At 66.0% G+C, this 17,161-nt stretch carries 17 protein-coding genes; 10 read left to right on the top strand and 7 right to left on the bottom strand.

Annotated features, from left to right (window positions below):
* Window positions 1-3: 3 nt before the first annotated feature.
* Window positions 4-393 carry a FlgB family protein gene (locus tag Q1A36_RS10990; protein WP_299843521.1) on the bottom strand — a complete coding sequence of 130 codons (390 nt, stop codon included), beginning with the start codon at window positions 391-393 and terminating at the stop codon, window positions 4-6.
* A gap of 98 nt (window positions 394-491) precedes the next feature.
* Between Q1A36_RS10990 and Q1A36_RS10985 the strand changes: the two genes are divergently transcribed.
* Together Q1A36_RS10985 and Q1A36_RS10980 are read left to right on the top strand one after the other, a co-directional pair.
* Window positions 492-1,829 carry a FliI/YscN family ATPase gene (locus Q1A36_RS10985; protein ID WP_299843519.1) on the top strand — a complete coding sequence of 446 codons (1,338 nt, stop codon included), beginning with the start codon at window positions 492-494 and terminating at the stop codon, window positions 1,827-1,829.
* Window positions 1,830-1,946: 117 nt separating this feature from the next.
* Complete coding sequence (locus Q1A36_RS10980) at window positions 1,947-2,678, top strand: Crp/Fnr family transcriptional regulator (protein WP_101753668.1); 732 nt, start codon at window positions 1,947-1,949, stop codon at window positions 2,676-2,678.
* 10 nt (window positions 2,679-2,688) lie between these two features.
* Here Q1A36_RS10980 and Q1A36_RS10975 read toward each other — a convergent pair whose 3' ends face one another.
* Complete coding sequence (locus Q1A36_RS10975) at window positions 2,689-3,663, bottom strand: extensin family protein (protein WP_299843514.1); 975 nt, start codon at window positions 3,661-3,663, stop codon at window positions 2,689-2,691.
* Window positions 3,660-5,048, bottom strand: a complete 1,389-nt coding sequence (locus tag Q1A36_RS10970; protein ID WP_299843511.1) for a L,D-transpeptidase — start codon at window positions 5,046-5,048, stop codon at window positions 3,660-3,662. The genes Q1A36_RS10975 and Q1A36_RS10970 overlap by 4 nt, the downstream gene beginning before the upstream one ends.
* Before the next feature lie 196 nt (window positions 5,049-5,244).
* On the opposite strand from Q1A36_RS10970, the gene Q1A36_RS10965 reads away from it, so the two are divergent.
* Window positions 5,245-5,655, top strand: a complete 411-nt coding sequence (locus Q1A36_RS10965; protein WP_299843509.1) for a PaaI family thioesterase — start codon at window positions 5,245-5,247, stop codon at window positions 5,653-5,655.
* A gap of 28 nt (window positions 5,656-5,683) precedes the next feature.
* Here Q1A36_RS10965 and Q1A36_RS10960 read toward each other — a convergent pair whose 3' ends face one another.
* The gene (locus Q1A36_RS10960) at window positions 5,684-6,439 is read right to left on the bottom strand and encodes a GntR family transcriptional regulator (protein WP_299843506.1); all 756 of its coding nucleotides are present in this window, start codon (window positions 6,437-6,439) and stop codon (window positions 5,684-5,686) included.
* Between the two features lie 220 nt (window positions 6,440-6,659).
* Between Q1A36_RS10960 and Q1A36_RS10955 the strand changes: the two genes are divergently transcribed.
* The 5 genes from Q1A36_RS10955 (at window position 6,660) to Q1A36_RS10935 (ending at window position 11,944) form a co-directional block, all read left to right on the top strand.
* Complete coding sequence (locus Q1A36_RS10955; RefSeq protein ID WP_299843503.1) at window positions 6,660-7,865, top strand: MFS transporter; 1,206 nt, start codon at window positions 6,660-6,662, stop codon at window positions 7,863-7,865.
* On the top strand, window positions 7,862-9,604 hold the full coding sequence (locus tag Q1A36_RS10950) for a glycosyl transferase family 90 (RefSeq protein WP_299843499.1): 1,743 nt from the start codon (window positions 7,862-7,864) through the stop codon (window positions 9,602-9,604). Before Q1A36_RS10955 ends, Q1A36_RS10950 begins: the two co-directional genes overlap by 4 nt.
* Before the next feature lie 10 nt (window positions 9,605-9,614).
* Window positions 9,615-10,094 (top strand): ureidoglycolate lyase, encoded by a 480-nt coding sequence (locus Q1A36_RS10945; RefSeq protein WP_299843496.1) that lies wholly within the window; start codon window positions 9,615-9,617, stop codon window positions 10,092-10,094.
* The gene (locus Q1A36_RS10940; protein ID WP_299843493.1) at window positions 10,091-10,723 is read left to right on the top strand and encodes a ribonuclease HII; all 633 of its coding nucleotides are present in this window, start codon (window positions 10,091-10,093) and stop codon (window positions 10,721-10,723) included. Before Q1A36_RS10945 ends, Q1A36_RS10940 begins: the two co-directional genes overlap by 4 nt.
* A gap of 90 nt (window positions 10,724-10,813) precedes the next feature.
* On the top strand, window positions 10,814-11,944 hold the full coding sequence (locus tag Q1A36_RS10935) for a site-specific DNA-methyltransferase (RefSeq protein WP_299843490.1): 1,131 nt from the start codon (window positions 10,814-10,816) through the stop codon (window positions 11,942-11,944).
* A gap of 104 nt (window positions 11,945-12,048) precedes the next feature.
* Here the strand turns inward: Q1A36_RS10935 and Q1A36_RS10930 are convergent, their stop codons facing one another.
* From Q1A36_RS10930 to Q1A36_RS10920, 3 genes are all read right to left on the bottom strand, one after another.
* Window positions 12,049-13,473 (bottom strand): DUF2235 domain-containing protein, encoded by a 1,425-nt coding sequence (locus Q1A36_RS10930; protein WP_299843488.1) that lies wholly within the window; start codon window positions 13,471-13,473, stop codon window positions 12,049-12,051.
* A 128-nt stretch (window positions 13,474-13,601) separates the two neighbouring features.
* Window positions 13,602-14,741, bottom strand: a complete 1,140-nt coding sequence (locus tag Q1A36_RS10925; protein ID WP_299843486.1) for an alkane 1-monooxygenase — start codon at window positions 14,739-14,741, stop codon at window positions 13,602-13,604.
* Between the two features lie 9 nt (window positions 14,742-14,750).
* Window positions 14,751-15,776: an A/G-specific adenine glycosylase gene (locus Q1A36_RS10920; RefSeq protein WP_299843483.1), complete on the bottom strand. Its 1,026-nt coding sequence runs from the start codon at window positions 15,774-15,776 to the stop codon at window positions 14,751-14,753.
* Between the two features lie 85 nt (window positions 15,777-15,861).
* Between Q1A36_RS10920 and Q1A36_RS10915 the strand changes: the two genes are divergently transcribed.
* Entirely contained in the window at window positions 15,862-16,407 is a 546-nt protein-coding gene (locus Q1A36_RS10915) for a DUF721 domain-containing protein (RefSeq protein WP_299843480.1), read from the top strand.
* Entirely contained in the window at window positions 16,404-17,147 is a 744-nt protein-coding gene (locus Q1A36_RS10910; RefSeq protein WP_299843477.1) for a DsbA family protein, read from the top strand. Before Q1A36_RS10915 ends, Q1A36_RS10910 begins: the two co-directional genes overlap by 4 nt.
* Window positions 17,148-17,161 lie beyond the last annotated feature (14 nt).

The following is a 17,161-nucleotide window of genomic DNA, read 5'->3' as shown; positions in this document are numbered from 1 at the left end:
GTTTCAGCCCCGCCGGCCAATGCTGGTACGAAGCATGTCGAGCGCCGAGCGATAGACGCCAAGCGACAGATCGTATTCGCTGCGGAGTTCCGCCGTCTTCACCATCTCGGCTTCCAGCGAGACCGAGTTGCCATTGGGCGAGATCTCGCCCTCATCCGCCACGGTGCGGGCAATCGCGGCGCCCGTGAAAGGGTCGGTGAGATGGCGAGGGTTGGTGCCGCGCAGCGGGCCCGCCGTCACGGCGCGATAGCTGGCCGCGAAGGGCGCCAGATCGCGCGCCAGGTATCCGGGCGTGTCGGCATTGGCGATGTTGCGGGCCACGACGGTCTGCCGCTGTGCTGCGTGATCGGTCATGGCGCGGCTCATGCTGATCAGTTCGATTCGGTCAAACACCGAGGTTTCTCCTCTGTTCCGATAACCCGGTCTTAACCCCAAGAGGTTTAGAAACCGTTTCGGCAGGCCCGGACCGGGCGCGCGCGGAGCAACGGAAAATGGATAAAATTGCAGCAATCGTCGAGCGGATGCGGCAGGCGAGCTTTGTCACCCGCTATGGCCGTGTCACCGGCATCCGCGCCGGGATCATCGGTATCGCCGGGCTGGACGGGCTGGCCTCGGTCGGCGACCGGGTGTCGCTGGCACTGGGTGCACGGCACATCACCGGCGAGGTTGTGGCGCTGGGGTCCGGGCTGACCACCATCCTGCCCGAGGGCAGCATCGAGGGCCTGTCGATCGGGGTCGAGGCGCGGTTGATCGGCGCCCCGGTTATCGCACCCTCGGACGCCTGGATCGGGCGGATCGTCGATCCGCTGGGGAAGCCGCTGGATGGTCGCCCGCTGCCGCAGGGTCTGTTTGCGCGTACCTATCGCGCGCTTGCCCCCGCCGCCACCGAGCGCCGAAGGCTGGGGCCTCGGCTGGCGACCGGGCTTGCGGTGTTTGACACGCTGCTGCCGCTGGTGCGCGGGCAGCGGATGGGGCTTTTCGCCGGCTCTGGCGTGGGCAAGTCGACGCTGCTCTCGTCGCTGGCGCGCGGGGTCGAGGCTGATGTGGTGGTCATCGCCATGATTGGCGAGCGAGGCCGCGAACTGCGCGAATTCGTCGAGGAGACGCTGGGGGCCGAGGGCATGAGGCGGGCGGTGATCGTCACCGCGACCTCGGACCAGTCGCCGCTGATGCGGCGGCGCTGTGCCTGGGCGGCGATGTCGGTGGCCGAGCATTTCCGAGACCAGGGCAGGCACGTGCTGTTCCTGGCCGATTCGATCACCCGCTTTGCCGAGGCCCATCGCGAGATCGCGCTGTCGGCGGGCGAGCGGGCCAGTGATCGCGGCTTTCCGCCCTCGACGGCGAACATGATCATGTCGCTGGCCGAACGCGCCGGGCCGGGCGTCGAGGGGACGGGCGACATCACCGGCATCTTCAGCGTGCTGGTCGCCGGCTCGGACATGGAGGAGCCGATTGCCGATATCCTGCGCGGGGTGCTGGACGGGCATGTGGTGCTGGACCGCGCCATTGCCGAGCGCGGGCGCTTTCCGGCCATCGACGTGGTGCGCTCGGTCTCGCGCTCGCTGCCGGCAGCGGCGAGCCTGTCCGAGAACCGCCAGATCGCCCATGCCCGTGCGGCGCTTGGCGCCTATGCCGAATCCGAACTGATGATCCGCGCCGGGCTATATGCTCCCGGTTCTGACGCCAAGCTGGACGAGGCGGTGAAACTTTATCCCCGTCTCGACAGTTTCATTTCCCTGAGGCGCGACAGCGTCGCCGACAGTTTCGTGGCATTGGCCGAGGCCCTGCGCCTGCCAGCCCGAGTCGGGGTGACGCAGCGTTCGGGTTGAGTGACTGCAACCGATTTCGCGCTGTGTGCTTAATCATTGTTAGTTGTTTGGAAGCGGCCATTGCACCGGCCAGAACGATTTGCAACTGTCCGCGCGGTCCAGCAAACGAGGAGCGGAATGGCTATAACCGAGTATTTCATCCGCTATCTTCAACGGCGTGATGAGATTGGCGAAAAAGACCTGGAGCGGCTTCGGTCGATGAAGACGGAGCATGTCAGCTTTCGCCCCGGTGAGGTCATTGTGCCGGTCGACCGGATCGCCAATCGCAGCTGCATGATGCTGCAGGGAATGTCGGCGCGCTCTCACCAGCTGTCGGGCCGGCCGGACGAGCGGGTCATCACGGCCGTCCATGTTCCCGGTGATTTCGTCGATCTGCATGGCTTTGTGCTGGCCGGGCTCGAGCATTCGGTCATTTCGCTGGGGCCGACCGAGATCGAATTCGTCGATCACGAGGAACTGGTCGAGATCACCGAAAGCTATCCGCATCTGACGCGGCTTTTGTGGATGTCGACGCTGATCGATGCTGCCGTGCACCGGCAATGGCTGGTCGCCGCGGCCTCGCTGCGGTCAAGCGCGCATCTGGCGCATCTTCTGTGCGAGATCTACACGCGGCTGAGCGCGGTTGGCGCCGCCGATAACTATCGCTTCACCCTGCCGCTTCTGCAGCGGGAACTGGCGGATATCCTTGGTTACTCGCCCATCCACATCAACCGCGCCGTGCGTGATCTGCGGGATCGCGGGTTGCTGCGCTGGAACGGAAACGAGGTCGAGATCCTGGACTGGGCCGGGCTGGTCAAGCTGGCGCGCTTCGATCCGACCTATCTCGACATGGAAAAGCACCGGCGCTGAGCGGCCTCTGCTATTGGCAGAGCCGCCAGCCGCCGTTCCGGGCGGCGATGTCCAGATGCAGGTGGTCGTTGTGGCTGGCGTTGCTGCCGGGACCAAGCACGGTGGTGAATTCAAGGCAGGCCGCGCCACGCACGGCGCGTTGGAAGGATTCCACCAGGTCGCCGCTGTCCTGACGCGGTTCGACCGGCAGGGACGAGCCATCGTGGAAAGTGAAGGCGCTGATGTCGATGGCGTTGCCGAAGGCATGTTCAGAAAGCTTGGCCTCGGCCTCGTCCCCGACACGGCCGCGGCAGTCATAGGTGGTGCCGAGCTGCAACCCTGAGAGGCGCGGCGCATCGGGCAGTCGGGCAACGGCGGGGCGGACGAAATCGCGCATCCAGAAACCGAGCGACCGCGCCGTGTCGCAGCGCATCGCCGCGCCCCCTTGCAGCGCGATGCCCGGCAGGATCGCAGTCACCCGGACCGGTCGGGCGATGCCGCAATCGCGCTGATCGGGCTGACTGATCTCGGCAATCTCCTCGTAGACTGTGCCCAGATCATGCAGCGCCAGCAGGCAGGCGGCGTAATCGAAATCGCTTTCGCGCAACGTCTCGCGGACGGGCGGGCCTTTCGGCTCTGCGGGCGGTTCAGGCGCGGCGGTTTCCTCGGGCGGGATCAGCCGGCCGACGGGCTTCTGCGCGTCGGAGCCCGGGTTTCCGGTCTCGGGCTCCGGCTCGGCCTCGGCTTCGGAACTGTCGGCAGAAGGCTCTGCGGGCGTGGAGTCGGGCCGTGCGAGGGGCGGGGTGGCATCGACGGCATCATCTGCGGGCTGCTCCGCCGCCTCAGCCGGTTTCTCCGGTGGCGCGGGTGCGGGTTGGACCGCCTCGGCTTGCACCGGCTTTTCGGGCGGGCGTTCGGCACCGCCAGGGTCGGGAACGGCTTGAGCCACCGCCATGCCGGCCATCAGCGCCAGAGCCAGTCCCGCGCCTGCCGCTCGTCCCGTCACTGGCCCTCGGCCTCGGTCGGCGGCGTGACGGTGCCCTCGGCCAGCGCCTTGGCCAGCGCCGCGCTCAGCGCGTCGGTGTCCAGCAGGTCATGATCCTCGTCCTCGACCGCTGCCCCCTCGATCTCGGTCGTGTCCTCACGCACGCGTTCGGGCTGGGGCGCGGTCGCCGCCTCAGGCAGCGGCACGGTCGCCTGATCGGGCAGGGTCGTCGTGGTGACTGCCGGGGTCGTGGTGGTGGTGGTGGCGGTTGCGGGGGCCTCGGTCGGCAGGGTCAGCGGCGCGGTGGTTGCGGTCGTCGCTGCCGGATCGGTGGTTGTCGCAGGCGTCGGTGTCGTGGTCGGAGCGGTCGCCGCAACCGACGTCGTCGGGGCGACATAGCCTGTGACATCGGCGATGGTCACGCCCGGCTCGAGGAATTCCACCTTGGTGACGCCGCCCTTGACCATCCCGGCCAGTTCGCGCGCATCCCAGTTCGTAAGCCGCACGCAGCCATTCGACTGGTTGACGAACAGCTTCGAGGGCGTCGGCGTACCATGGATGCCATAGGTGGGCTTCGACAGGTCAATCCAGACATTGCCGACCGGCCCGTTCGGCCCCGGCGGCACGATCAGCACCTTGTCATTGTTGCCCTGCTTGAAGTTGATCTTCGGGTTGTAGGTATAGGTCGGGTTCAGCGCGACCGAGAGCACGGTATGATTGCCGGCGGGAGAGGGCGTCGCGTCCGAGCCCACCGTGGCCGGGTAATCCACCACCATCTTGCCCTGCGCGTCATAGGCGGCGACGCGGCGGGTGGCCTTGTCGACGATGATGCGGGTGACTTGCTTCTTGATCGGCTGCGCCGTCACCATGACCTTGATGGTCGAGCCGGGCACCAGCGCCACACCGGGATTGAGGAAGCTGATAAACTTCTCGTCCATGTGGAAACGTTCGCCCAGCTTCTCGGCGATGCTGGTATAGCCCATGGCCGACATGGCCGCCTTCTCGGCGTAATCGGTGGGGATCGCGTCGACCAGGCCCTCGGCATCGCTCTGGGTGATGGTATAGTTCATCGTCATGCCCTGCGTGGCATAGGGCTGCAACAGGTCCCAGACCTGCTGGTCCAGCACGCCGTCGATCACCAGCCCCTCGCGCCGCTCGAAAGCCTTGATCGCGCTTTCGCTCATCCCGCCCTTGAAGCCGTCGATGACCCCGGGCGAGGTGCCCGAACGGTCGAGCAGGATCTGCACCTTGGCAGTCAGGGGCGTGCGTCCGCGCGCAAGGTCCGCACCGGTGAAGGTCGCCATCTCGATATCGGCGGCGCTGAAGGGCTTGTCGGCCGGTTGCGCCATCGCGATGACCGGCAGTGCGCCGGCGACGAGGGTTGCGAGCAGGGAAACAGGGCGCATGGTCATCAGGCTCTCCGAAGTGGCGGTCCGGGCAATGTCCCTTGTTCGGCAGGATTTTGCCAGTGGTGCGGGCCGTCAAATTTTGGTCATGTCGTCGCGGTGACACGCGGAATCCCTGCGGGTCGCCCGGTCTTGAACCCGTGCATCCCTGTCGATACCCCTGATGCCGGGAACAGGCGAGGGAGAGGGAACAGCCATGCAGGACGGCATCATCCGCGACGAGACCGGCGCGCAGACGCTGATCGGCTATGTGCTGGACGTGGGGCAGGGCGATGGTCGGGCGCGCTGCCATCTCGAGATCGGGCCGCAGCATCTGAACCGGCAGAATGGTCTGCATGGCGGCATCGCCATGTCGGTGCTGGACAATGCGCTCGGCGCCACCGCCAGCCTGTCGGTCGATGACACTGGCCGCCAGCCCTTCACCACTCTTTCGCTGACAGTCAGCTTTCTGGCGCCGGGTCGTCCGGGCCGTGCCGTGGCCGAAGGCTGGATCACCGGGGGTGGCCGCAAGACCCTGTTCCTTGAAGGTACTCTGACCCACGAGGATGGCACTGTCATCGCCCGGGCGCAGGGCGTGTTCAAGAAAAGCGAGAAAGGTCCGAAGTGACGGGCCGCAGGCTCAGCCCGCCATGCGCTCAGCGGTCATAGACCAGCCGATGGCCGGGCGGGAAGGATTGGCGCGAAAAGGCGACGGGGGTGCTGTCGGACCAGTCGGTCCGCTCGATCGTCAGGACCGGGGTGCCGAGACGCAGGTTCATCGTCTCGGCGCTGCCGTCCTCGATCGGCAGGGCCATGATGGTGATACGGCCGTGGTTGGGATGGATGGCATGCTCCAGCCATTCCTCGGCCGAGCCCTCGGACAAATCGACGCCATCGAGATCGGGCAGGGCGGCGATGTTCAGCCACGTGACCTGACAGCAATAGGGCACCAGATCGGCCAGGAAAGCGGCGTTGACATATTGCACCGGGTCGCCGCTGGCGATCTGCAGGTGCCGGGCAATGCCCGAGGGCGCACCGATCCGTTCGCTGTGCAAGAGGCGATAGCTGAAGGTCGCGCCAAGCGCCTGGATATCGCTGCGGATGGCCGAGATCTCGCGGCTGGCCTTGAGGCTGGGCGAGGCTGCAACGCGGGTGCCGACCTTGCGCCGACGCTCGACGATGCCGTTCTCGGCGAGGTCGCGCAGCGCCCGGTTCACCGTCGCCCGGGCACAGCCCCATTCGGTCGCCAGTTGCTTCTCGGTGGGAATCAGCTTGCCGGCGGACCATTCCTGAGACCGGATTCGCGCCAGAACCTCGTTGCGAACCGCCTGCCAAGTCGTAGTGCTGCGTCCCGCGAGTTCGGGGCTGACACCGCGCAGGCCCGTGGCGGCCTCTGCTGGTAACCGACTCATGCTTGAACTGCTTTTCTTCATAGGCGGATGGAACCCATTGTCCTAAAACCGAACTCGGCTTGGAAGCTATCTAAAAGACTATCCGAACTGAACTGAATTGTTCGGAAAAATCGACGATTTCACGGATCGGCAGTTTGCTGCCGAATTGCAATGTTCAAGCAGGGGCGCGGCTGGTAGTAGAATTGCACAATACGCAAGTTTTTATGGACGGATTGCTCCCATGGCGATGACCCGGCAGCAAACAGGCGCTCCGGCGCAGGCAACGGCGTGGCTGGTGCTGTGGTCGATCAGCATTTGCCACATGATCAACGATGTCATGCAGTCGATGTTGTCATCGATTTATCCGCTGCTGCAGGCCGAGTTCTCGCTGGATTACACCCAGATCGGGCTGCTGACGGCGGGCTTCCAGATCACCGCCTCGCTGCTGCAACCGGTGGTCGGTTCTGTCACCGACCGCCATCCGCAGCCGCGCTCGCTGCCGCTTGGCATGGCGTCAACCTTTGTGGGCGTGATCCTGCTGGCGACGGCGCATCAGTATTCCATGCTGCTGGCGGGGGCGATGCTGATCGGCATCGGCTCGGCGGTGTTCCACCCCGAAAGCTCTCGGGTGGCGCGCATCGCCTCGGGCGGGCGATTCGGCACGGCACAATCGCTGTTCCAGCTGGGCGGCAATTTCGGCCAGTCACTGGGGCCGCTCTTGGCCGCCTTCGTGGTGGTGCCGCTGGGTCGTCCCTCGGTCGCCTGGTTCGCGGTGGCCGCGGCACTTGGCGCGGCAGTCCTGTGGCGGGTCGGTGACTGGGCCGAGGGCCGCCGCCGCGCCGCCAAGGTCATGCCCGCACCGGCGCTGACGCTGCCGCGCGCGGTGGTGATCCGGGCGATCGTCGTTCTGGCCATTCTCGTCTTCACCAAGAACATCTATACCGCTGCCATGAACAGCTATCTGACCTTCTTCGTCATCGACCGCTTTGGCCTTGGCACGCAGGGCGCGCAGATCGTGCTGTTCCTGTTCCTCGCCGGCATGGCTGCTGGCGTGATGCTGGGCGGCATCGTTGGCGACCGGATCGGGGCGCTGAAGGTGATCTGGTTCTCGATCCTCGGCGTCTTGCCCTTCACCTTGCTGCTGCCGCATGTCGGACTGGTGGCGACGGGCATCCTCTGCGTGGTGATCGGCCTGATTCTGGCCTCGGCCTTCCCGGCCATCGTGGTCTTCGCGCAGGAGCTGGTTCCGGGCCGCACCGGCACGATTGCAGGGCTGTTCTTCGGTTTCGCCTTCGGCATGGGCGGCATCGCCGCCGCCATGCTGGGCGTGCTGGCCGATGCGACCAGCATCCGTTTCGTCTTCCTGCTTTGCTCGGTGCTGCCGGTGTTGGGGGTGCTGACGATCTTCCTGCCCCGCCTCAGCCGGCTTGAACCCGGGGCGGCATGACGCCTGACGGTCCGCAATTCCTGCATATCAGTCCCGACTGGTGCGGAGAGGAGCGGCTGGCGCAGATCTTCCGCCGGAACGGGCTATCGGTGCTGCACCACGATGGGGGCGCGCTGGCCGAGACGCTGATGATGGCGCGGGCGAAGGGCCAGAAGCCCCCGCGGCCCTTGCGTGATGCGAACCTGCTGACCGGGCTGCACCGCGTCAACAACCCGGCCCGCCCGCCGCTCGAGGCGTGGCGGGCGCTGGATTATCTCGTGCAGTCGTTTCCGAAGGCGTACTTCATCCTGACCACCCGCGACCCGGATGGCTGGATCCTCGACCGGCTGACGCGGGACGCTGGTGTGATCGCCCGCTGCTATGCCCATCATCTTGACCTGCCCGAGGAGGCTTTGCCCGATCGCTGGCGACGGGACTGGCAGGAACACCTGGCTGCGATCGACGCGCTTTTCGGCGACGATCCGCGGCTGATCCGGGTCGATATGGAGCAGGAAACGCCGACTGCCTTCGGTCGAAGGCTTGGGTCGCTGCTTGCGTTGCCGTTCGACCAGTTGCCGGATGGCGACAGCTGGCAGCCCGAAGACCGGACTCCGCTGGACCAGCGCCTCGCCGCGTCGATGGATCGCCCGCGCCCCGGCCCCGAACGGGAAGATCCCGAACTGGTCGAGGACCTGGCGCGGTTCTGCCTGAAGGGGCTGGGCCCCGGCGGTGCCGGGATTGGCGATGTCTCGGGCATCTATGTCGATTGGGACGGTCGGGACGGGGTGCGCGACCGGAAAGGTGCGCCCTTGCCCTTTGCGATCGGCAAGGGCGCAGGCGGCGGCACGCCGATCATGATGACCGCGCGTGGCCATGAACGAAAATGGGCGCGGCCTGAGGGGGTCATGAACGACGTCCTGCGGCTTGGCCGCACCGATGCGCTGCGCATCGACATGCAGGACGCCCGCCGCTTCAACGAGGATTCGGGCGGCCCGCCCGGCCTGCCGATCCTCGCCTATAACCGCCGCGCAGGTGCGCGGAACATCGCGCTCTGGCCGCTGCCGGGCCAGCATGAAATCGCCGCCTCCGGCCAGCCCTGCGCCGAATCCCCGGACCGCACTCCGTTCGACGAGAAAGAGGACCGCCTGGTCTGGCGCGGTCATATCTCGGGCAGTGCCGTGCCGCGCGATGGCCTGCCCCGCCGGCCGGTGCATCAGCTTTTGAGCCAGTTGCGCGCCGTAGGCGAGAATCGCGATCAGCAAGCCGAGACATTCGCGCGCCTCTGCGATGTGCCGCGTCTGGCGTTCCTGCGCCGCTGGATCGATCATCCGGACTTTGACATCGGCATGGTCCTCGCCTGGCGCTTCCGCGATCTGGCAAGCCATCCGCTGCTGGCCCCCTATGCCCGCCCGCGTGCCGGTGGAAGTTTTTTCCAACGCTTTCGCTACCAGCTGACGCTTGCAGGCTATGACCATGGCTCGAACTTCATCGGTGCGATCAATTCCAACTCGGTGCTGCTGAAGGAGGAAGATGGCTGGGAGGTCTATTATTCCGGGCGTTTCACGCCATGGGTTCACTACATCCCGGTCAGCCTGAATTGCGTGGATCTCGAGGAAAAGTTGGCCTGGGCGCGGGCAAACCCCGCGCGCTGCAAGGAAATGTCGGCGGCCGCCCGGACCGAGGTGGCGCGGCTGGCCAATCCCGCCGCCCGCCGGCAATTCCTGACCCGCATTCTGGACGGCCTCGCCGCCCTTCGCTGAGAGGAAACCGATGACCACGATCACCGCCACGCCCATCACCGCCGAGGCCTTCGCCCCCTATGGCGAGCTTCTGACCGCCCGCCCGGCGCCCGACCGGTTCATCAATGCCGGGCGCTGCGAGCGTCATCACGCGCTGGCCACGGTCGAGCGCGGAGAGGGCGAGGCGATCATTTCCATCTTCCGCTCCGAGCCGGTCAGCCTGCCCTATGACTGCGCGCTCTTGGAGCGGCATCCGCTGGGGTCGCAGGCCTTCATGCCGCTTGGCCCCGATGCCTGGCTGTCGGTCGTGGCCCCGGACGAAGGCGGCAAGCCCGGCGCGCCGCTGGCCTTCATCGTGCCCGCCGGCATGGGGGTGAACCTGCGCGCGGGCGTCTGGCATGGCGTGCTGACGCCGCTGGACCGCGCCGCCGATTTCCTGGTGGTGGACCGCGAGGGCGGCGGGGTGAACCTTGAAGAGGTGGTGATCGCCCCGGTGACGATCACCGCATGAGCGCCCCGGATTTCAGCTTTGAGGCCGCGGCGCTGGACCGCGGGGCGCGGCGCGTCGCCGGGGTGGATGAGGTCGGGCGCGGGCCGCTGGCCGGGCCGGTGACGGCCTGCGCGGTGGTTCTGGACCCCGGTAACATTCCTGAGGGGCTGAACGACTCGAAAAAGCTGACGGCGGCACGGCGCGAGGCGCTGGCAGAATGGGTGATGCAGAACTGCGACTGGTCCGCCGCCCATGTCAGCGTCGAGGCGATCGACCGGCTGAACATCCTTCAGGCCTCGCATCTGGCGATGGTTCGGGCGGTCGCGGGACTGGCGACGGCGCCCTGCCATGTGCTGGTCGATGGCAATCGCCTGCCGCGCGATCTGACCCTGCCCGCGGAGGCAGTGGTCAAGGGCGATGCCCGATGCCTGACCATCGCCGCTGCCTCGATCGTGGCCAAGGTGTTGCGCGACCGCATCATGGAGGATTTGGCGCAACAATATCCCGGCTATGGCTGGGAGGTGAATGCAGGCTATCCCACGCCGACGCATAAACGCGCGCTCCTAGATATGGGCGTTACCCCTCATCATAGACGGTCGTTCAAGCCGGTGCACAATATCTTGTGTCGAGATGAAATCGCAACCCATTGATTCAATAAAGAAATTGACGCCGAATCGCCTCTGACTCATGATCTGAACCACACAGACCGGCACCAAATGTCGGCATTGAAGGGCAGAGCGATGACGACGACCAAAGACAAGCGCGCGGTTTCCGTGCGGCCACTTCCGCTGAACCAGATTCTGGCTGGAGACTGCATCGAGATCATGAACAGCCTGCCCGAGGGCAGCGTTGACCTGATCTTTGCCGATCCGCCCTACAACCTGCAGCTGAAGGGCGATCTGCACCGCCCCGACAATTCCAAGGTCGATGCCGTCGACGATCACTGGGACCAGTTCTCCAACTTTGCCGTCTATGACACGTTCACCCGCGACTGGCTGGCTGCCGCACGCCGGCTGTTGAAGCCGAACGGGGCGATCTGGGTCATCGGCAGCTATCACAACATCTTCCGCGTCGGCGCCGAGCTGCAGAACCAGGGCTACTGGATCATGAACGACGTGATCTGGCGCAAGTCGAACCCGATGCCGAACTTCCGTGGCAAGCGGCTGACCAATGCCCATGAGACGATGATCTGGGCCAGCAAGTCCGAGGACAGCAAGTACACCTTCAACTACGAGGCGCTGAAATCGCTGAATGAAGGCGTGCAGATGCGCTCGGACTGGGTGATCCCGATCTGCAATGGCGGCGAGCGGCTGAAGGATGCGCAGGGCGACAAGGCCCACCCGACCCAGAAGCCCGAGGCGCTGCTGCATCGCGTGCTGGTCGGCACCACCAATCCGGGCGATGTCGTGCTGGACCCGTTCTTCGGCACCGGCACCACCGGCGCGGTCGCCAAGATGCTGGGCCGCGATTTCATCGGCATCGAGCGCGAGGAAGCCTACCGCGAAGTAGCCGAGAAACGCCTGTCGCGCATCCGCAAGTTCGACAGCGAGGCCATCGCCACCATCAAGCCCAAACGCGCCGAACCGCGCGTGCCCTTCGGCCAGGTGATCGAACGCGGGATGCTGCGTCCGGGCGAGGAACTGTATTCGATCGGCAACCGTCACAAGGCCAAGGTCCGCGCCGATGGCAGCCTGATCGGCAATGACGTGAAGGGCTCGATCCACCAGGTCGGCGCCGCGCTGGAAGGCGCGCCCAGCTGCAACGGCTGGACCTATTGGCACTATCGCCGCGAGGGCAAGATGATCCCCATCGACATCTTGCGCCAGCAGATCCGGGCCGAGATGGAGGTCGACGAGACCCGTCCGCACTGACCCGTTCCACAGTTTCGCCAGCGTTCCGCCCGCATAGCCGCAGGGCCGGAACGACCTTGCCCCGCCGTCGCAAGATGGCGGGGTTTTTTCGTGGTACTGCTTGCCTATTGGTAAAGGTGCCTGGCCGCTTCATGATCCCGTAAGGGTTCGGGGCGATAGGGCCGGATCTCGCCCAGATGCGAGACCGCAGCGGCGTTCAGCCGCTGGAGGACCGACGGATGCAGGGTCGCGGTTGGTGGAACGCTTCGCGCCGCGACCGGCCAGCGGCGGCTGATCGGGCCGATGCGGAAGGCAAAGGTCTCTTCATGCTGCATCCCCAGCGGGTCCGGCGTGCGATACAGCATCGCGTCGTTGATCTGCACTCCGGGCACGCAGTCGCGCAATTCGTCGATCATCCAGGACAGGGCAATATCGCTGAGCCGCGATTCCGGTTCGGGATAGCTGCCGCCGATATCGCTGTGACAGCCGGCGAACCAGACCTGCTTCAGCCAACAGGGGCTGCGCCCGGCGGTCTTCAGCGCCTCGGCGGCCATGCCCCATTCGACGCGCGGAAAGGTCTTGCGCCGCTCGTCGATGGACAGGGCGTGGCGGGCATGGCCGACATCGGAGTCGAGCCAGCGGTCATAGTTCTGCAGGTTCCAGGTGGCGTAATGGCCGTATCGCCAGATTTGCGGCCAGTCGCCAATCCGGCGGATGCTCAGCGGGTGGTTCTCGTCAGGTGAAAAATACTTCCATTGCGACCATTTCAGCCGGACATACCAGATCGCGATCACGGCCAGAACGGTGATGAGCGGCGCGCCCACGAGCCAGTTCCAGTTCGACAGGATCAGCGCCGCCACCATCACCAGCAGCAGGAAGACGACGATCCCCACGGCCAGCGCCACCATCGGCACGCCAAGGGCGGCGACCGTGTCGAAGACGCCGATGAATGTGGGCTGAACATTGCCCTGCACATCTTCGGCGGCATCGGGATCGAAGCTACCATATTTGCGCCGGAAGCGGCGGCCCAGTTCCTCGCGCTGGCTCAGAAAAGGCTGCTGTCCGCGCGGGCGGCCATTGCCGTGGTTATAGACCTTGTTCACCGCCTCGCCGGCGATCTGGCGCAGGGCCGGACCAAAGCGCGGAATCGGCCCGCCATCCGGCATCCGGGTCGGAATGCCGCAGACATTCATCACGTTGGCGGTGGCACGGACGGTATAGGCGCCGCGCGAGAAGCCGATCAGCAGCACCCTGTCTCCCGGCTCGTACCAGGACAGGATGGCGGCATAGCAGTCGGTTACGTTCTCATCGATCCCGGTGCCGAAGGCAGCGGCAAGGATGTTCTTCAGCCGCCGCAGCGTGAAGCCTTCGGCCTCGCCCGAACCAAGCCCCGGCTCGTAGAAGCAGACCTGATCGTGCGGGCTGATCGGCGAGGACGGGTCGGGGCGCATCGCCCGGTACATCTTGTAGATATTCGACAGGCGCTGATCGGGCTTCAGCCCGCCAAGCTGCCCGGTTCCGTCGGCGAAGATCAGGATATTCTTCGGCATCGCGCGCCCCGCGTTTACCTCGCGCGGCCATTCTCGCAGGGCGCGAGTAAACGTCAATCGAACTTTTCGGTTCAAATACGCAATCCCCGGCTGTTCCGATGCCCTGACAGCCGCCGTTGTTTTGCGACCTACAGTGCCCCCCGGGGCATCGGCAATTCGCCCCGGTTATACGGCCCCCAATCCGTAACCTCGGGATAGAACTGCCGCCGCCAGGCCCGCACCCGCGGGTTCATCTGCCGCCGCCAGAGGGGCGGGATCAGCGCCATCAGCCCCATGATCGGATAGCCGATCGGCAGCTGCGGCGCCTCGTCCGGGCCATAGGTCTGCAGCAGGGGAAAGCGGCGGTCGGGCTTGTAATGGTGGTCCGAATGGCGCTGCAGGTTGATCAAGAGCCAGTTGGTCGCGCTTTGCGCGGCGTTCCAGGAATGGCGCGGCTTGATATGCTCATATCGGCCATCACCCAGATGTTTGCGGGTCAGGCCGTAATGCTCGACATAGTTGGTCAGTTCCAGCTGCCAGATCGCGATCAGCGCCTGCCAAATAAAGAGGACCAGCCCCAGCCACCCGCCGAGCGCCAACGCCAGCAGCAGCATCGCCCCCTGCAGCACAGCATAGCGCCAGAACGGATTGCGCCGGTCGGTCACGGGACGACCGGCGCGGGCCAGCAGGTTCCGCTCGGCCCGCCAGGCGCTGCCCGGGGCATCGCGCAGCACCCGGTAGAAAAAGCGGTGGAACCCCTCGTTATAGCGTGCCGAGACCGCGTCGCGGGGCGTGCCGACCCAGGCGTGGTGGACAAGCATGTGTTCGCTGCGGAAATGGGAATAGAGCGTCGAGGCCAGTAGCAGATCGCCCAGCCAGCGCTCGGTTCGGTTCCTTTGGTGCATCAGCTCATGGGCATAGACGATGCCGATGCTGCCCGACATGATGCCGATGCCGAAGAACAGGCCCGCCAGCTCCCAGCCCGACAGATCGCCGCGATGGGTCACATACCAGATCGCTCCGAAAATGGTCAGAAACTGCAGCGGGAACCAGATCAGCGTGATCGCGCGATGCCAGAACAGAGCGGATTCAGCGGTGCCGGTGTCGGGGTTGCGCTCGTTCTGGCCCAGCACCGCGTCAAGCCCGGTGGTCAGATACCACGCATAGCCCGGCAGCAAGGCCCACCACCAGCCGCCCCATGCCGTCGCCAGCGCCGCCAGCGGCACTAGCCCCAGCGACATCCAGAAGGGCAGGGCAGCGGGCAGGGACGGGGTGGTCGTCATGGTCATGCCGCCATTCTAATCCCCGCCCGGCACCTGCACCATATCCCAGACCTTGCGCATCAGCCCCGGCAGGTCCGAGGGGCGGAAATGCCGCAGCTCCGTCAGATCGCCGCGTTCGGGCGGCCCGGCCAGATCGCCCGTCATTACGGTCAGGATCAGGTTGAAATGGGTGAACACATGCCGCACCTCGCCGGCCTCGCGCCAGTTAGCGGGACCAGGGGGCGGCACGTCACTGCCATCCCACCCCGTCGAGGGAAAGGCCAGCGTGCCACCCAGAAGCCCCTTGGCGGCACGACGTTCGAGCAGCAGGCGTGGGCCGTCGCGCCCGACCCAGGCAATGCCGGTGCGCGTGGGCTTCTCGGATTTCGGTGCGCGGCGCGGCAGGTCGGCGGCGATGCCCTGTGCGCGGGCGGCGCAATGGTCGATCAGCGGGCAGATGCCGCAGGCGGGGCTGCGCGGGGTGCAGATGGTTGCGCCGAGATCCATCATCGCCTGCGCGAAATCGCCCGGCCGCCGCGCCGGCGTCAGCGTCGCCGCCAGATCGCGCAGGCGCGGCTTCACCCCCGGCATCGGCTCGGCGACGGCGAAAAGCCGGGCCACCACCCGCTCGACATTCCCGTCCACCACCGTCTCCGGCAGGTCATAGGCGATGGCCGAGATGGCGGCGGCGGTATAGGGGCCGATCCCCGGCAGGGCCTGCAGCCCCTCGCGCGTCGTCGGAAAACCCCCGGCAGCCGTCACCGCCCGCGCGCAGGCCAGCAGGTTGCGGGCGCGGGCGTAATAGCCTAGCCCCGCCCATTCGCCCATCACCTGCGCGTCATCGGCAGCCGCCAGTGCCCCGACCGTCGGCCAAAGCGCGGTGAAGCGTTCGAAATAGGCCTTCACCGCCGCCACCGTGGTCTGCTGCAGCATGATCTCTGACAGCCAGACGCGATAGGGATCGGCCACGCCCGCGCCCGGCGGCACGCGCCAGGGCAGCACCCGGGCATGGCGGTCATACCAGGCCAGAAGCAGCGGCGCGATCACCGGGACGTCACGCATAATTCAGAGATGTTTCAAGCCGCAACGCTTTCATCCGTTCGGGACCGCCCTTAAGACTGACAGGGTGATAACCAATCAGGCGGCCATGGCCCATAGGAAAGACATCGCCAAGACGCCCCGGCGCCGGATGCGCGGGTTCGAGCCGGCGGCCAAGCTGGTCGAGGCCCCGGTGCAAAGCGCATCAGAAGGGCGCGGCTTCGCGGTGACGCGGCTTCTGACCCATTGGCCCGAGGTCGCCGGCGAGCAACTGGCGGCGGTGACACGGCCGGTGAAGATCAGCCATTCGCGCGGCGGCTTTGGCGCCACGCTGACCGTGCTGACCATGGGGCCGGTCGCGCCGATGGTCGAGATGCAGCTGCCGCAGCTGAAGGACCGGGTGAATGCCTGCTATGGCTATAACGCCGTGCAACGCATTCTGTTGACCCAGACCGCGCCCGAGGGCTTTGCCGAGGGCCAGGCGCGTTTTCTCGCCAAGCCCGTGGCGGCACCGGAACCCAGTCCCGCCATGCTGAGGCAGGCGGAAGAGGTTGCAGAACGTTTTACCGATGAGGGACTGGCTGCGGCGATGCAGCTTCTGGCCCTCAACCACGCCCATCGCAAGACAAGACAGAACCGAGAGGATTTCGCATGACCCTTCGACCGACCCTGACCGCGCTGGCACTGCTGCTGGCGCTGCCGGCCTATGCCCAGACCGACAGCACCACCACGCCCGAGGCCGAGGCGACCACCGAGGCCGCCCCCGCTGACGCCGCCAAATCCACGGAGGCCCCGGCGACGGCTGAGGCTGCAACCGCCGACGCGACCTCCGAGGCCGCCCCGGCCGAGGGTGCCGCTGCCGAAACCCTGCCCGACATCGCGCTGGGGGCCGAGGATGCGCCGCTGACCATCTATGAATATGCCAGCTTTACCTGCGGCCATTGCGCCAATTTCCACGACGAGAACTGGCCGAAGCTGAAGGCCGAATATGTCGATACCGGCAAGGTCCGCTTCGTCCAACGCGACATCTACTTCGACGCCGTGGGCCTCTGGGCCGGGATCCTTGCCCGCTGCGGCGGCGATGACAAATATTACGCCGTCTCGGACATGCTGTTCGACGAGCAGAAGAAATGGCTGGCGGGCGACTCGGGCGATGCGATCGCCGCAAATTTGCGCAAGATCGGCCTGAAGGCCGGCATGTCCGAAGAACAGATGACCGCCTGCTGGAACGACACCGCCAAGGTCGAGCAGCTGGTCGCCACCTTCCAGACCAATGCCGGTGCTGACGAGATCGATGCGACGCCGACCTTCATCATCGGTGACGAGAAGGTGCAGAACCAGCCCTGGGAAGACCTGAAGAAGATCATCGACGACAAGCTGGCGGCGGCCGAGTAATCCGGCCAACAAAG

Source organism: uncultured Paracoccus sp., assembly GCF_947487305.1.
Lineage (GTDB): Bacteria > Pseudomonadota > Alphaproteobacteria > Rhodobacterales > Rhodobacteraceae > Paracoccus.
Note: the sequence above shows the minus strand (reverse complement) of the source record. Positions and strands in the feature narration are given on the sequence as shown.

What these genes read in the sequence shown, in the direction of transcription:
- Q1A36_RS10970 (WP_299843511.1), bottom strand. Translation starts at nt 5,048, where the DNA reads ATGCGCCCTGTTTCCCTGCTCGCAACCCTCGTCGCCGGCGCACTGCCG.
- Q1A36_RS10955 (WP_299843503.1), top strand. Translation starts at nt 6,660, where the DNA reads ATGGCGATGACCCGGCAGCAAACAGGCGCTCCGGCGCAGGCAACGGCG.
- Q1A36_RS10920 (WP_299843483.1), bottom strand. Translation starts at nt 15,776, where the DNA reads ATGCGTGACGTCCCGGTGATCGCGCCGCTGCTTCTGGCCTGGTATGAC.
- Q1A36_RS10915 (WP_299843480.1), top strand. Translation starts at nt 15,862, where the DNA reads ATGGCCCATAGGAAAGACATCGCCAAGACGCCCCGGCGCCGGATGCGC.
- Q1A36_RS10980 (WP_101753668.1), top strand. Translation starts at nt 1,947, where the DNA reads ATGGCTATAACCGAGTATTTCATCCGCTATCTTCAACGGCGTGATGAG.
- Q1A36_RS10965 (WP_299843509.1), top strand. Translation starts at nt 5,245, where the DNA reads ATGCAGGACGGCATCATCCGCGACGAGACCGGCGCGCAGACGCTGATC.
- Q1A36_RS10930 (WP_299843488.1), bottom strand. Translation starts at nt 13,473, where the DNA reads ATGCCGAAGAATATCCTGATCTTCGCCGACGGAACCGGGCAGCTTGGC.
- Q1A36_RS10940 (WP_299843493.1), top strand. Translation starts at nt 10,091, where the DNA reads ATGAGCGCCCCGGATTTCAGCTTTGAGGCCGCGGCGCTGGACCGCGGG.
- Q1A36_RS10935 (WP_299843490.1), top strand. Translation starts at nt 10,814, where the DNA reads ATGACGACGACCAAAGACAAGCGCGCGGTTTCCGTGCGGCCACTTCCG.
- Q1A36_RS10945 (WP_299843496.1), top strand. Translation starts at nt 9,615, where the DNA reads ATGACCACGATCACCGCCACGCCCATCACCGCCGAGGCCTTCGCCCCC.
- Q1A36_RS10925 (WP_299843486.1), bottom strand. Translation starts at nt 14,741, where the DNA reads ATGACCATGACGACCACCCCGTCCCTGCCCGCTGCCCTGCCCTTCTGG.
- Q1A36_RS10950 (WP_299843499.1), top strand. Translation starts at nt 7,862, where the DNA reads ATGACGCCTGACGGTCCGCAATTCCTGCATATCAGTCCCGACTGGTGC.
- Q1A36_RS10985 (WP_299843519.1), top strand. Translation starts at nt 492, where the DNA reads ATGGATAAAATTGCAGCAATCGTCGAGCGGATGCGGCAGGCGAGCTTT.
- Q1A36_RS10910 (WP_299843477.1), top strand. Translation starts at nt 16,404, where the DNA reads ATGACCCTTCGACCGACCCTGACCGCGCTGGCACTGCTGCTGGCGCTG.
- Q1A36_RS10960 (WP_299843506.1), bottom strand. Translation starts at nt 6,439, where the DNA reads ATGAGTCGGTTACCAGCAGAGGCCGCCACGGGCCTGCGCGGTGTCAGC.